A 13,550-nucleotide genomic window follows, 5' to 3' on the forward strand; every position below is an offset into this window, starting at 1 on the left:
AAGACCGATGACTGACACCATGACACTCGACAGCTATCTGGCCGCAGGCGGTGTGCTGACCAACCCAACCAATGTTCCGCCACGCTACCGCGCCGAACTCATGAAGCTGATGGCCACGTTCGTGGACAGCGAACTTGCCGGTGCTGCCGGATTCGCCGACATCATCAATCAGGGTCCGGGCATCAAGGAACGGATCGCAGCCGCCAGGATTGTTCTTGAGAAAACGGATCACGCCGATCAGGTTCTCAGGATAATGGGTGAGTTTGGGGCCGATACCGAGAGATATGCCACACATCATCCGTGGACGGCTCGCTTGAATCGTGACGCAGATATCGGCGCGACCCGCAGCGCACATGACATGCGTCTTGCCGTATTCAATTATCCGATCTCGGGCTGGACCGACGCGGTCATCATGAACCTGCTGATGAGCCGTGCGGTCATGGAACAACTGGCCGAGTTTTCAATGGTTTCCTATCAACCGTTGGCTGAAGCTTTCCGCAGCATCGCCCCGGTCGAAGCCCATCATGGCGCGTTGGCGTTGGAAGGTGCTGTAAAGCTTTCCAGGAACGGAGAGACAGAGCAGATGCAGGACGCGGTTAACTATTGGTGGCCCCGTGTCGCTGTGTCCTTTGGTGGCGATGATCTGAAACGGTTTGAGCTTCTGAAATCGCTGGGCTTGCGCCACAATGGCAACAACGCACTGAAAGAGCGTTGGGTTCAGACAGCAGGTGCCGCCGTGAAACAGCTGGGTCTGAAACCACCGGTCTAGTTCAGTGTGAACACCAAAGGCGGGTTGAGAGGCAATTCCGGGCGCGGGCGATGTGAAACTCGCCCGGCGGTGCAAATCTCCGAATGCGGCCCGTTCATCCCCTTAGGTATTGTTGGTCCACCAGGTTCTGAGAACAATGACCTGACGTTTCACGCCGGCTGATTGCTGTGTTGGCATTTTCCTCTTTTCATATCGGAGTGATTGCGCAAACTGAGCGTAATCAAGCGCCGGATTAAACTCACCAGAAGACAGTGCCTTGGCGGCCGTTCTGGCGCGAGCAGAGTTTGAGGACATCACCGCCACAACGCACCGGAAGGAACCGCCATGGATTTTGCCCCATCGCCGCGCGCCACGGAAATGTATGACCGCCTGAAAGCGTTTATGGAGGCGCATATCTACCCGCGCATACGCGATCACAAAGAAGAAATGGCGGCAGGCAGTTTCCCGGTTTCGTTTATGGAAGATCTCAAGGCGTTGGCCCGGGCCGAAGGGTTGTGGAACTTGTTCCTGCCCAGCCTGCGCGACGATGAACCCGGCACCCGGCTGAGCAATCTGGAATACGCGCCGCTGGCCGAACTTATGGGGCAGGTGGCCTGGTCTTCGGAAGTGTTCAATTGCAGTGCGCCGGATACCGGCAATATGGAACTGTTGCACATGTTTGCTACTCCGGAACAGCGCGAGACGTGGCTGGTGCCGCTGTTGAACGGTGAAATCCGATCCTCTTTTGCGATGACTGAACCGGATGTGGCCAGTTCGGACGCGACCAATATTACCACTTCGATCCGGCGTGAGGGGGATGAATGCGTCATCAATGGCCGCAAGTGGTTCATCACAAACGCCTGTCACCCGAACACCAGATTGTTTATCGTCATGGGTAAAACGGATCCCAATGCGGATCGGCACAAACAACAAAGCATGGTCATTGTCCCGAAGGACACGCCCGGTTTTGAGATTGTTCGCAACCCCACCATTCTGAACATGCACGACCCTGAAGGTCATGCCGAGTTGATCTTCAAGGATGTGCGCGTTCCGGTCAGCAATCTTTTAGGCGAGGAAGGCAGCGGGTTCGCTCTGGCGCAGGCCCGGCTTGGTCCCGGTCGCATCCACCATTGCATGCGTTCGATCGGTGCGGCGGAAATGGCGCTTAACCTGATGGTCGAACGCGCGCAGGAACGGAAAGCGTTTGGCAAGCAGCTTGCAGAACAGGGCGTTATCCGCGAGTGGATCGCCAAATCCCGGCTGGAGATCGAACAGGCGCGGTTGCTGACCCTGAAAGCAGCCTGGAAGATTGATCAGGTGGGCGCCAAAGAAGCGTTCCGAGAGATTTCATTGATCAAGGTGGTGGCACCCAATGTGCATGCTGCTGTCACGGATCGCGCGATGCAGGTCTTTGGGGCGATGGGCATGACCCCGGATACACCGCTGGCCGACAGCTATACCTGGGCACGCGCGCTGCGATATGCAGATGGTCCGGACGAGGTGCATTTGCAGGCGATTGCCAAGCAAGAGTTGAAGAACTCGAATTTTGGCATGTCGGCCCAATGGCTAACCCCGCCATCGCGCTAGGCCGGGGGCGGCATCAGGTCTTGCGCGCCCTGCTTTGTTTGAGCGGCATAAACTGGGTATTTGTCCCGCGGCAGGGGGTAGGAAGCGAAGGACAGGACGTCCTGCGAAAATCCTACTGCCCTCTGACCTCGCGCACCCATGCGATGATGGTTTGGCGCGCTTCCACGTCCATTTGAACCGCTGAAGGCGGTGGCATGGCATGGCTGATCCCGGCCTGCAGGTAAATCTGGTCGGCGTGCCGGGCTACATCGCCCGGCGTTTCCAAATAAACTTTCTTCGGGGCCCATTTCATGGTGCCATAAACCGGCTCGCGGGCATGGCACATCGAACAATTGCCCAGCACGGTGTCATAGGCTTCTTCAAACCCAGCAGCCGACGCAAATTTTTCTTCGTAAGGTGTCAATGCCCTTGCTTCGGCGTCCTCCCATGTCTCGCCGGTTCTGACAGAAGACAGCCATGCGATCACGATCATGAGGATGACAGTGACACCCCAGGTCCAGTGCGGCCCTTTCCCGGTTGCGTGCATCGTGTTGAAGTAGTGACGAATGGTCACGCCGGTCAGAAAGATCAGGCTGGCGATGATCCATGAATACTGGGTGCCAAAGGCCAGAGGATAGTGGTTCGACAGCATGAGGAACACGACAGGCAAGGTCAGGTAGTTGTTGTGCGTCGAACGCACCTTGGCGATTTTCCCATATTTGGCGTCCGGCGTCCGACCGGCCTTAAGGTCTTCCACCACGATCCGCTGGTTGGGCATGATCTGGAAGAACACATTGGCCGTCATGATGGTTGCGGTGAACGCACCCAGGTGCAAAAGCGCGGCACGACCGGTAAAAATCTGATTGTAACCCCAGGACATGGCCACCAGAATCACGAACAGCAACAGCATCAGCGCGGTGGGTCGCTCACTCAGGCGCGACTTGCACATCTGGTCGTAAAGCAGCCAGCCGATGGTCAGTGACCCGCCTGAAATCAATATCCCCTGCCACAACGCCAGATCCGCTTTGGTCGGATCAAGCAGGAACAACTCGCCCCCGACCCAATATATGATCATGAGCAAGGCCGCACCCGAAAGCCACGTCGTATAGCTCTGCCATTTGTGCCAGGTCAGGTGCTCGGGCATACGCGCGGGTGCGACCAGATATTTGACGGTGTGATAGAACCCACCCCCGTGCACCTCCCACTCTTCGCCATAGGCCCCTTCTGGCAAGGCAGGGTTCGGCTTAAGCATCAGGTCGAGCGCGATAAAATAGAATGACGCGCCGATCCACGCCATCGCCGTGATCACATGCAGCCAGCGGACGGAAAAGGCCATCCACTCCCACAAAACAGCCAGGTCATACATGGCGTTGCTCCTACATATCCAAGTTCTTTGGCACTCTAGGCGACAGAGATTTCATCGGGTATTGCTACGAAAGATCAAGCAGTATCAAAAATAACAATACAATGTCAGTCTACAGGATCACGCGGTGCAACGCTCAGCTGCCGCGATAGGTCGCGTAGCTGAAAGGCGAAAGTAACAGCGGAACATGATAGTGGGCGTGTTCGGACATCCCAAACCGGATTGGGATCAAGTCCAGAAAACGCGGGCTTTCAGGTGGCACGCCAGTGGTGTCGAGGTATTCGCCCGCATGAAACATCAACTCGTATTCGCCCGTCGAGAACTCGGCCTCGGGAAGGATTTGTTCATTGGTGCGGCCGTCCTCGTTGGTGAGCAGAGTTTTCAGCAACGTGCGGTCTGTTCCGTTGATCCGGAACAACTCGATCTTCATCCCACTGGCAGGGCAGCCCCGCGCCGTATCCAGGACATGTGTTGTAAGGTAACCGGCCATTTGCACCTCTCGCTAAGTATTGCTGTTATTATTGCAATACCTTCGCGGCAGGCAAAGGCAGTCTGTCAAAAGACTGCTTACAGTATTTTTTGAAAAACATAGGTGATTGTTTGGGTTATTCGTCTTTTCAGCAAGAGGGAAATTGATGTGACGCGGTATCCACGAGACATGACCGGCTATGGCCGGCAAGTGCCAAACGCAAACTGGCCAAACGGGGCCAAAATCGCAGTTCAGATTGTCCTGAACTATGAGGAAGGCGGCGAGAACAACGTTTTGCACGGGGATGCCGCATCCGAGGCGTTTCTTTCCGAAATCACTGGTGCGGCCCCTTGGCCGGGGCAAAGGCACTGGAACATGGAATCCATTTACGAATACGGCAGCCGCACAGGGTTCTGGCGGGTGCATCGGCTTTTGCAGGACCTTCCTGTCACGGTTTATGGCGTTGCCACAGCATTGGCCCGTGCACCGGCGCAGGTTGCGGCGATGAAGGCCGCAGGCTGGGAGATTGCCAGCCATGGCCTGAAATGGGTTGAGCACAAGGACATGGACGCGGAAGAAGAACGCGCCCAGATCCGTGAAGCGATCCGGCTTCATACCGAGGTCGTCGGCAAGCCCCCGCGTGGCTGGTACACGGGCCGCTGTTCGATGAACACGGTCGATCTGGCCGCCGCCGAAGGCGAGCTGGCCTATATTGCCGACAGCTATGCCGACGATTTGCCCTATTGGGTCAAGGCCGGTGGCAAGGATCAGTTGATCGTGCCCTACACGATGGATTGCAACGATATGCGGTTTGCAATTCAGGCGGGCTATACCAACGGCGAACAGTTTGAAAGCTATCTCAAGGACAGCTTCGACATGCTTTATGCCGAAGGCCAAGCGGGCGAGCCGAAGATGCTTTCGATCGGACTGCATTGCCGTCTCATCGGCCGCGCTGGTCGCGCCATGGCCCTGAAACGCGCACTCGACCACTTCAAGAAACATGACGGGGTCTGGTTTGCCACCCGCGAACAAATCGCTGATCATTGGGCGCGAATGCATCCGCCAAGTCAACGGCTGACCCCGTCGGAAATGGACGAGCCAACCTTTGTCGCCGAGTTTGGCGGCGTGTTCGAACACAGCCCGTGGATTGCCCAAACGGCCTTTGATCTGGAGCTGGGTCCCACGCATGACAATGCCGCAGGGGTTCACAATGCACTGGCGCGCGTATTCCGTTCTGCCACAGCCGAGCAGCGGCTTGGCGTCCTGACAGCCCACCCGGATCTGGCAGGCAAACTTGCTGCTGCGGGTCGTCTGACCAAGGAAAGCACGGCAGAACAGGCCGGAGCAGGTCTCGACATGCTGACGGATGAAGAGCGTGCGACCTTCACGGCCTTGAACGACACTTACACGACCAAGTTCGGCTTTCCTTTTATCATTGCGGTCAAGGACAACACCAAAGCAACCATTCTGGAGGCTTTTCACCGTCGGATTGACAGTGATCGAGACACCGAATTCGACGAGGCCTGCCGTCAGGTCGAACGGATTGCCGAGTTGCGGCTGATCGAGAAATTCGCGCAATGACATCCACGCTGAAACTCCGGCCACTGACCGCCGAGGCCTTTGCGCCGTTCGGCGACGTCATCGAAGTGTCTGGCGCGGTGGACAAATACATCAATCAGGGAAAATGCGCGCGATACCATGATCGCGCCCAACTGGATTTCCATGAGGGGCGCGCAGGGATCAGCGTATTCCAATCCCAGGCCTTCGACCTGCCCATCAAACTTGAAATGGTCGAGCGTCATCCCGACGGCAGCCAGGCCTTTCTACCGCTTTCAGATAAACCCTTTGTCGTTGTCGTAGCGCCCGACAACGCGGGTGTGCCGGGTGAGCCTGTTCCATTCATTACCGCGCCCGGACAGGGCGTGAATTATCATCGGAACACCTGGCACGGGGTACTGACACCGCTTCATCCCCCCGGGTTGTTCGCTGTGGTCGACCGAATAGGAAACGGGCCCAACCTTGAAGAGTATTGGTTCCAGAACGCCTACACGATCACTGAATAAGGGACATTGCCGGAAGAGGGGCCGGCCCACGCAGTTTTTTGGGAGGAAAACGCGATGTCAGATGCAACTTTAGGGACGCCGGAGCAGCTCCGCGATCCGAACTACACCCCGCCATTTCTGAAGGCGGTCCCTTTGGGAATTCAGCACGTTCTGGCGATGTTCGTTTCCAACGTCACGCCAGCCATCATCGTTTGCGGTGCGGCGGGTTTCGGGTTTGGTTCAAACAGCCCCGATTTCCCGCAGATGATTTACATGATCCAGATGTCGATGTTCTTTGCGGGCGTTGCGACACTGTTCCAGACCATTGGGCTGGGGCCTGTTGGCGCCCGCCTGCCAATCGTGCAGGGAACGTCATTTGCCTTTATTCCGATCATGATCCCGTTGGTGGTTGGTAAGGGCGTTGACGCGATTGCCGTATTGATGGGTGGTATAGTCGTTGGCGGCCTGTTTCATGCCAGCCTTGGGTTGTTCATTGGCCGTATTCGCTTTGCGCTTCCGCCCTTGGTTACCGGTCTTGTTGTCACCATGATCGGGCTTGCGCTTGTCAAGGTCGGCGTCCAGTACGCCGCAGGGGGTGTACCCGCCATCGGTACCGAAGAATACGGCTCTGGTCTGAACTGGCTCATGGCCGGAACTGTGATTGTTGTTACGCTGGGCCTGAAGTTTTTTGCCCGCGGTATGTTGTCGGTGTCGGCGGTTCTGATTGGCTTGTTGGTCGGATACGTTGTGGCATTCGCATTGGGTCAGGTGAATTTGGGCAATGTTGGGCGCGCGGCTCCGTTTGCAATGCCGAACCCATTTCACTTCGGTATCGAGTTTTCATTCGCGGCGATCATCGGGTTCTGTGCTATGTCCTTTGTATCGGCTGTTGAAACGGTCGGGGATGTGTCCGGTATCACCAAGGGGGGCGCGGGACGCGAGGCAACCGACAAGGAAATTCAGGGCGCGACTTTTGCCGATGGTCTTGGAACAGCGGTATCAGGTGTCTTCGGGGCCCTGCCGAACACGTCATTCAGTCAGAACGTCGGCCTGATTGCCATGACCGGTGTCATGAGCCGCACGGTCGTAACCATAGGTGCCCTGTTCCTGATCATATGCGGGCTTATCCCCAAGATCGGCGCGGTGATCTCATCCGTTCCGATCGAGGTTCTGGGCGGTGGTGTGATCGTGATGTTCGGTATGGTGGTTGCAGCCGGTGTCTCGATGCTGTCGGACGTGACGTGGAATCGCCGCAACATGGTGATCTTTGCGATTTCACTCAGCCTTGGTCTGGGCTTGCAGTTAGAGCCCGGCGCTTTACAGCATCTGCCCGGAACTCTCAAAGTTCTGGCGACATCCGGGATATTGCCTGCTGCGATCATTGCCATTGTCCTGAATCTGGTTCTGCCCGAAGAGCTTTCGGATGAATCGACGGAAGAGGTGTCCGGTGGAATGGCAGGCCACGGGCTGGGCTCTATCGAACAGGACGATCACGTCTGACCGGTTCAGCCCGGACTTGTAAACGAAGAAGCAGCGAGCTAATCGCGCCGCTTTTTTGGTTTCTGGCCGGTGTGGCAGGCTTGGCCCGTGGCTCACATAAGCAACGCGTCGTTCGACACGACGCTTAGGCGACTAAACGGGAATGTCGTTAGAAATCGACCTCAATCGCGATGCCTTTCTGTACGGCCAGTTCGACAACAGATGCAGCAACCGCCAGATCCTGAAGACCGACGCCCGTGCCATCGAACAACGTGATCTGATCGTCTGATGTTCGGCCCGGGTTCGTTCCGTTGATGACCGCACCCAACTGGATCAGGTCACTTTCTCTGATCAGGCCCTGTGCCACGGCGTGTTGCGCCTCGCCAATCGAAATTGACTGTGCGATTTCATCTGTGAATACGGATGCTTTGGCCAACAACGCCGCCTCGACTTCCTGCTTGCCCTTGGTGTCCGTTCCCATGCACGCGATATGCGTTCCGGGGCTCACATGGTTTGCCATCAGGGATGGTGCAAAAGCCGAGGTGATCGAGATTATGACATCCGCCTCGGTCATGCCATCAAGTTCGACCGCTTCAAACGGAACACCGGCTTCATTGGCGACCTTTTCAATGTTCGGCAACATCTCGGGATGGTAGTTCCAGCCAAGGACCTTTTCAAAGGTGTGGGTCTCTAGCGCCGAGCGTAGCTGAAAGGTTGCCTGATGCCCGGCCCCGATCATACCGATTACCCGCGCGTCCGCACGGGCAAGGTGCTTGATGGATACAGAAGAGGCCGCCGCAGTGCGCAAGGCCGTCAAAAGGTTGCCGCCAACCATCGCTGACGGTTTTCCGGTGTCAGGGTCAAAAAGAAAAACAGTGGATTGGTGATTGATCAACCCGCGCTTTTCCATGTTGTTCGGCCAATACCCCCCAGCCTTCAGGCCCAGTGTCAGCCCGGCGCGGTCAAACCCGCCTTTAAAGCCGTACAGGGCGTCCTCATGCCCGATGGCTTCGCGCACGACAGGAAAGTTATAGGCGTCCCCTGCGGCCATGGAGGCAAAGACCTGTTCGACGGCTTCAAAGGCCGCGTCGCGGGTCATGAGGTTGGCGATTTCGCGCTCGGGTACGATCAGCATGTCATTCTCCCCTTGGAATTCGTGCGCCCGTGCGTTTCACCGACAAAAGCGGGCGCGCACGGGCGACTGTCCGGCCATGTTTGGCCGGCGGTTTATTCTTTGAGCATTCAAGCTCAGTACGCGCGGCCGCGGGCTGACACCGGCCACACGCATTCGACCTTGCCATTCCGGACGCCCACATACCAATCGTGCACGTTTGCGGTTGGGTCACAGTGCCCCGGCACCAGCTTCAGTTTGTCATTGACCTTGAGAGCCCCGCTTGGATCCATCACGACGCCATGTTCATCCGAGCATTTGATGTATTCGACATCGTCACGCCCGAAAACAACAGGCAGACCGCTATCCACCGACTGCGCCTTCAGACCCGCATCGACGATTGCTTTGTCAGCCTTGGCATGGCTCATGACGCTGGTCAGGATGAAGAATGCGTTCTCCCACTCGCCGTGGTCGATCCGGTTGCCGTTCTCGTCCAGGATGCGACCGTAATCGGCATCCATGAACGCATAAGACCCGCATTGCAGTTCATTATACACGCCCGAGTTGGATTCAAAGTAGTAAGACCCCGTACCGCCGCCCGAGACCAGCTCACACTCGATACCCTCGGCTTTAAGGCCGTCTACCGCGTCTTTGACCATCGCGATGGCGGTATCCAGTTTTTCCTTGCGTGCCTCATAGCTGTCGAGGTGTTGCATGGCACCCTGATAGGCCTGAATTCCGCTGAATTTCAGGTTGTCTGCAGCCTCAACCGCCTTGGCGATTTCAATCACTTCGGGTGTTGTTGTGACCCCGCACCGCCCTGCGCCGCAATCGATTTCCACGAAGACTTCCAGCTGTGTTCCATGCCGGACTGCCGCCGCCGAAAGGTCGGCGACATTTTCCAGATCGTCGACACACACGATAATGCGGCTGCCCAGCTTTGGCAGGCGTGCGAGGCGGTCAATTTTGGCCGGGTCACGCACCTGGTTCGAAACCAGAACGTCCTTGATCCCACCACGAACGAAAACTTCGGCCTCGGAAACTTTCTGGCAGCAGACACCGACGGCACCACCGATTTTTTCTTGCAGCTTGGCCACGTCAACCGACTTGTGCATTTTACCATGCACGCGGTGACGCATCCCGTGCGCCTTGGCATAATCGCCCATCTTCCTGATGTTGCGTTCAAGCGCGTCGAGATCCAAAATCAGGCTGGGTGTCTGGATATCTGCTTCGTCCATGCCGGGCTTGGCCGGAATGTCGTAACCTACTTCGAACTGGTCGAGAGTGCTCATATCTTTCATCTCCGTAATCCTATACCGGGATAGTTTTTTGTTGGGGTGTATTCAGACATTCATCCAGGGCAGCCGGTCCAGATCGACATTGCCACCTGTAACAATCAGTCCGACACGCTTGCCCTTGAAGGCGTCCGGGTTCTTGAGAACCGTGGCCAGCGGAACGGCCGAAGATGGCTCCATCACAATCCGCAGGTGTTTCCATGTCAGTTTCATCGCATCGATGATCTCTTGCTCGGAGGCTGTGTAAATCTCTGAGACGTGGTTCGATACGAAATGCCAGGTGAGATCCTTCAGCGGCACCAGCAACCCGTCAGCAATCGTCTTTGGCGCATCATCCGCGATGATATGACCGGCCTTGAAGCTGCGATAGGCGTCGTCTGCCTGTTCCGGTTCTGCCGCTATGATTGCTGTTTCTGGGGCCAGATTGGACAAGGTCAAACATGTTCCGGATACCATGCCACCGCCGCCGATTGGCGCGACGACTGCGTCCAGACCGTCGGTCTGCTCGATAAACTCGCGCGAACAGGTGCCTTGCCCGGCGATGACCCGAGGATCGTTGTAGGGGTGAACAAAGTCACCGCCCGTAGCCGCCTGAACCTCGGCAAATGTCGCTTCGCGCGACGAGGTGGAAGGTTCGCATTCTGTAATCTTCCCTCCGTAACGGCGGACCGTGTCCTTCTTTGCCTGCGGCGCTGTCCGCGGCATGACCACGTTGCAGGGAATGCCCCGTTTCATCGCCGCATAAGACAGGCACGAGGCGTGATTGCCCGAAGAATGGGTGGCGACACCTTTTTCCGCCTGTTTCTCATCCAGCCCAAAAACCGCATTGGTGGCACCTCGTACTTTGAAAGCGCCCGGTTCCTGAAAGTTTTCGCATTTGAAGAACAGCTGCGCGCCTGACAGTTCGTTGAGAAAGTCCGAGGTTCGCACCGGGGTGCGGCGGATATGGGGTTTGATCCGGTCATGTGCCGCAAGCATGTCTTCATAGGTTGGGATATACATTGTGCAATCCTTCATCATGCCGCGTTCTTCTGAACGGAACCGGGATGGCCACGATAGTATTCCTGTGCGGCGGCAACTCCGGACCCCAGGTCGATGTTCAGGCCCAGGTCAACCATGCACATCTCAGCAGTGGCGACCCCGGACAGAGCCATGACATCCGTCAGGCTGCCCAGATGCCCGATCCGGAACACCTTGCCCGCGACCTCACCAAGGCCCACGCCAAAGGCAACGCCGTATTTTTCAGCTGCGTGCGTGACAATATCCGTCGCGTTGAAGCCGTTCGGCGTGCGGATTGCGCTTACGGTATCGGAATAGACCGCCGGGCCGCTTGCACAAAGCTCCAGCCCCCACGCCCCCACAGCGGCACGGACCCCTTCGGCAATCCGGTGGTGTCGGGCGAAAACGTTCTCCAGACCTTCACTCAACAGCATAGAGCAGGCTTGATTGAGGCCATTCATCAACCCAACAGCGGGTGTATAGGGATAAGCATTGTTGGCGTATCCCTTGGTCATGTCCCGCACGTCAAAGAATGTGCGGGGCAGGGTGCCGGTTTTGGTTGCTTCCATCGCTTTCTGGCTGAAACCGACGATGGCAAGGCCAGCGGGCAACATGAAACCCTTCTGCGACCCGGTAACGGCAACATCCACGCCCCATTCATCAAACCGGAAATCCATCGACGCGATGGATGAGACGCCATCAACAAACAGCAAGGCGGGGTGTTGCGCAGCAGTCAGCGCCTTGCGCACGGCAGCGATATCCGACTTCACGCCAGTTGCCGTCTCATTATGCGTGGCTAGAACCGCCTTGATCTCATGGTTTTTGTCGGCGGCAAGGATTTCTTCGTACCGGTCAGCCGGCAGCCCATCGCCCCACGGGGTTTCGACGATCTCAACATTCAGCCCATGGCGTTGGCACATATCGATCCAGCGATGGCTGAACATGCCGTTGCGGGCCGCCAGAACCTTGTCACCGGCGGACAGCGTATTGGTCAGGGCGGTTTCCCAGCCCCCGGTGCCGGTCGACGGGAAAATGAAGACTTCGGCACTGTCGCTTTTCAGAATTTTCCGAACGCCCGCGCGCGCAGGATGCAGGATTTGCCCGAACAATGGCGAACGATGGTCGATCGTGGGCATATCGCACGCCTTGCGCAGGCTTTCCGGGATGTTCGTCGGGCCCGGGATGAAAACGGGGTTTTGAAAGCTCATGGATGGTCTCCTTCCGTCCTTGCCTGCACAATAGGTTCCAGCCGCCTGATTGGAAATTTTTTTGAAAACGCATTTCAAAATTTGTCTAACGAGATTTAACTTATAGTTGTCAGTGGGTTATATTTTTCATACTGTGAAATAGTCTTTCACAAATGATCAGAGGGTTTTTATGGAATCGCAAGACAATGACCCGAAACTCCGTCGCAAGGCCCGCGGAAGACCGCGGGGGTGGGATGACAAAACCGCGCAGAATACGATCAAATCACTGGATCGGGCGATGGAGGTTTTCGAGTATCTGAGCCAGGCCCAAGGCAAAGCTCTTACTGAACTTTCAGATGAAATGCGGCAGGCACCAGCCACCGTTTATCGCATCCTCGTGACGTTGCAGGGCAAGGGCCTGGTCGAGTTCGACCATGAAGAACAGGTTTGGCACATTGGCCCGCAGGCGTTTGTGATCGGCTCGCGGTTTCTGCGCCGTACCAGTCTGGTGGAACGGGCAAGGCCGATCATGCGCAAGCTGATGGAAACCACGAGCGAGACCGCCAATTTGGGCATTGAGAAAGAAGGTCTGGTGCTGTTCCTGAGCCAGGTTGAAACACATGAAAGCATCCGGGCGTTTTTTCCCCCCGGCACATTGTCACCCATGCACGCGTCGGGCATCGGAAAAGCGTTGTTGGCCCATATGGACGAAGACAGATTGAACCGAAGGTTGGCCGCCGCGAATTTACAGGCTTTTACGGATCAGTCGATTACCAGCCCCGAGGCGTTGAAGAAAGATCTTGCAGCCATCAGATTGCGGGGTTTTTCCGTGGACAACGAAGAAAAGACTACAGGTATGCGATGCATTGCAGCACCCGTTTTCGATATGAACAGAGAGGCGGTCGCAGGGCTTTCCGTGTCCGGGCCAACCAGCCGCGTGGGAGCAACCGAAATCGAACGGCTGAGCCGCCCGGTGATGGAAGCCGCGCGCCAGTTGACGCTGGCTATTGGTGGGACAGTGGTGTCTCCGCAACCCTAAGGTTTTGCCGCCAAATTGCGGCGAATGCTGACCCCGGATCCGTCTGCCGCGCCACAACACCAACGCGCGGAAATGTGCCTCGCCAACAAAAACTGAAACGCGATTCAGATGTACCCATCTCCGGTCACCCGATTTTCAGCACCCCCTTATTATTCTGCGACTTTTTGTTTGTGTTTATTGAACTGTTGGTCGAAGAGGTTTTTGAAGGGTCCGTTTTTCTGCATGAGTTGGTCGAGGTTTCCCTGTTCGGCG

The 13,550-nt window shown here is 56.7% G+C and carries 12 protein-coding genes; 6 read left to right on the forward strand and 6 right to left on the reverse strand.

Annotated features, from left to right (window positions below; genetic code table 11):
• The first annotated feature begins 7 nt into the window (after positions 1-7).
• Together ACR0LL_RS20105 and ACR0LL_RS20110 are read left to right on the forward strand one after the other, a co-directional pair.
• The gene (locus tag ACR0LL_RS20105) at positions 8-769 is read left to right on the forward strand and encodes a Phenylacetic acid catabolic protein (protein WP_480588995.1); all 762 of its coding nucleotides are present in this window, start codon (positions 8-10) and stop codon (positions 767-769) included.
• A gap of 324 nt (positions 770-1,093) precedes the next feature.
• Positions 1,094-2,335, forward strand: a complete 1,242-nt coding sequence (locus ACR0LL_RS20110) for an acyl-CoA dehydrogenase family protein (protein WP_480588997.1) — start codon at positions 1,094-1,096, stop codon at positions 2,333-2,335.
• Positions 2,336-2,447: 112 nt separating this feature from the next.
• On the opposite strand, the gene ACR0LL_RS20115 is transcribed toward ACR0LL_RS20110, so the two are convergent.
• On the reverse strand, positions 2,448-3,680 hold the full coding sequence (locus ACR0LL_RS20115; protein ID WP_480588999.1) for a urate hydroxylase PuuD: 1,233 nt from the start codon (positions 3,678-3,680) through the stop codon (positions 2,448-2,450).
• Between the two features lie 133 nt (positions 3,681-3,813).
• A complete protein-coding gene (uraH, locus tag ACR0LL_RS20120) occupies positions 3,814-4,167 on the reverse strand; it encodes a hydroxyisourate hydrolase (protein WP_480489200.1) in 354 nt (117 codons plus the stop codon).
• Positions 4,168-4,314: 147 nt separating this feature from the next.
• Between uraH and puuE the strand changes: the two genes are divergently transcribed.
• From puuE to ACR0LL_RS20135, 3 genes are read left to right on the forward strand one after another with little or no spacing between them, the layout of a single operon-like run.
• Positions 4,315-5,727: an allantoinase PuuE gene (gene puuE, locus ACR0LL_RS20125; protein ID WP_480589001.1), complete on the forward strand. Its 1,413-nt coding sequence runs from the start codon at positions 4,315-4,317 to the stop codon at positions 5,725-5,727.
• Complete coding sequence (locus ACR0LL_RS20130) at positions 5,724-6,209, forward strand: ureidoglycolate lyase (RefSeq protein WP_480589003.1); 486 nt, start codon at positions 5,724-5,726, stop codon at positions 6,207-6,209. The genes puuE and ACR0LL_RS20130 overlap by 4 nt, the downstream gene beginning before the upstream one ends.
• A 54-nt stretch (positions 6,210-6,263) precedes the next feature.
• A complete protein-coding gene (locus tag ACR0LL_RS20135) occupies positions 6,264-7,688 on the forward strand; it encodes a uracil-xanthine permease family protein (protein WP_480589005.1) in 1,425 nt (474 codons plus the stop codon).
• 148 nt (positions 7,689-7,836) lie between these two features.
• Here ACR0LL_RS20135 and bhcD read toward each other — a convergent pair whose 3' ends face one another.
• The 4 genes from bhcD to bhcA all read right to left on the reverse strand — a co-directional run bounded on the left by bhcD (position 7,837) and on the right by bhcA (position 12,280).
• Positions 7,837-8,802, reverse strand: a complete 966-nt coding sequence (bhcD, locus tag ACR0LL_RS20140; RefSeq protein ID WP_480589007.1) for an iminosuccinate reductase BhcD — start codon at positions 8,800-8,802, stop codon at positions 7,837-7,839.
• 113 nt (positions 8,803-8,915) lie between these two features.
• Positions 8,916-10,079, reverse strand: a complete 1,164-nt coding sequence (bhcC, locus tag ACR0LL_RS20145) for a 3-hydroxy-D-aspartate aldolase BhcC (RefSeq protein WP_480589009.1) — start codon at positions 10,077-10,079, stop codon at positions 8,916-8,918.
• A 42-nt stretch (positions 10,080-10,121) separates the two neighbouring features.
• On the reverse strand, positions 10,122-11,090 hold the full coding sequence (bhcB, locus tag ACR0LL_RS20150) for a beta-hydroxyaspartate dehydratase BhcB (RefSeq protein ID WP_480489214.1): 969 nt from the start codon (positions 11,088-11,090) through the stop codon (positions 10,122-10,124).
• Positions 11,090-12,280 carry an L-aspartate--glyoxylate aminotransferase BhcA gene (gene bhcA / locus ACR0LL_RS20155; RefSeq protein ID WP_480589011.1) on the reverse strand — a complete coding sequence of 397 codons (1,191 nt, stop codon included), beginning with the start codon at positions 12,278-12,280 and terminating at the stop codon, positions 11,090-11,092. The genes bhcB and bhcA overlap by 1 nt, the downstream gene beginning before the upstream one ends.
• A gap of 169 nt (positions 12,281-12,449) precedes the next feature.
• On the opposite strand from bhcA, the gene bhcR reads away from it, so the two are divergent.
• Positions 12,450-13,298, forward strand: coding sequence for an HTH-type transcriptional regulator BhcR (bhcR, locus tag ACR0LL_RS20160; RefSeq protein ID WP_480589013.1), 849 nt, complete (start codon positions 12,450-12,452; stop codon positions 13,296-13,298).
• Positions 13,299-13,550 lie beyond the last annotated feature (252 nt).

The sequence above is a fragment of the Ruegeria sp. AI2 genome (assembly GCF_056541275.1).

Bases quoted from the DNA above. Each gene is read 5' to 3' on its own strand.
- bhcC (WP_480589009.1), bottom strand. From the start codon at position 10,079: ATGAAAGATATGAGCACTCTCGACCAGTTCGAAGTAGGTTACGACATT.
- ACR0LL_RS20115 (WP_480588999.1), bottom strand. From the start codon at position 3,680: ATGTATGACCTGGCTGTTTTGTGGGAGTGGATGGCCTTTTCCGTCCGC.
- ACR0LL_RS20110 (WP_480588997.1), top strand. From the start codon at position 1,094: ATGGATTTTGCCCCATCGCCGCGCGCCACGGAAATGTATGACCGCCTG.
- uraH (WP_480489200.1), bottom strand. From the start codon at position 4,167: ATGGCCGGTTACCTTACAACACATGTCCTGGATACGGCGCGGGGCTGC.
- bhcA (WP_480589011.1), bottom strand. From the start codon at position 12,280: ATGAGCTTTCAAAACCCCGTTTTCATCCCGGGCCCGACGAACATCCCG.
- ACR0LL_RS20135 (WP_480589005.1), top strand. From the start codon at position 6,264: ATGTCAGATGCAACTTTAGGGACGCCGGAGCAGCTCCGCGATCCGAAC.
- bhcR (WP_480589013.1), top strand. From the start codon at position 12,450: ATGGAATCGCAAGACAATGACCCGAAACTCCGTCGCAAGGCCCGCGGA.
- bhcD (WP_480589007.1), bottom strand. From the start codon at position 8,802: ATGCTGATCGTACCCGAGCGCGAAATCGCCAACCTCATGACCCGCGAC.
- bhcB (WP_480489214.1), bottom strand. From the start codon at position 11,090: ATGAAGGATTGCACAATGTATATCCCAACCTATGAAGACATGCTTGCG.
- ACR0LL_RS20105 (WP_480588995.1), top strand. From the start codon at position 8: ATGACTGACACCATGACACTCGACAGCTATCTGGCCGCAGGCGGTGTG.
- ACR0LL_RS20130 (WP_480589003.1), top strand. From the start codon at position 5,724: ATGACATCCACGCTGAAACTCCGGCCACTGACCGCCGAGGCCTTTGCG.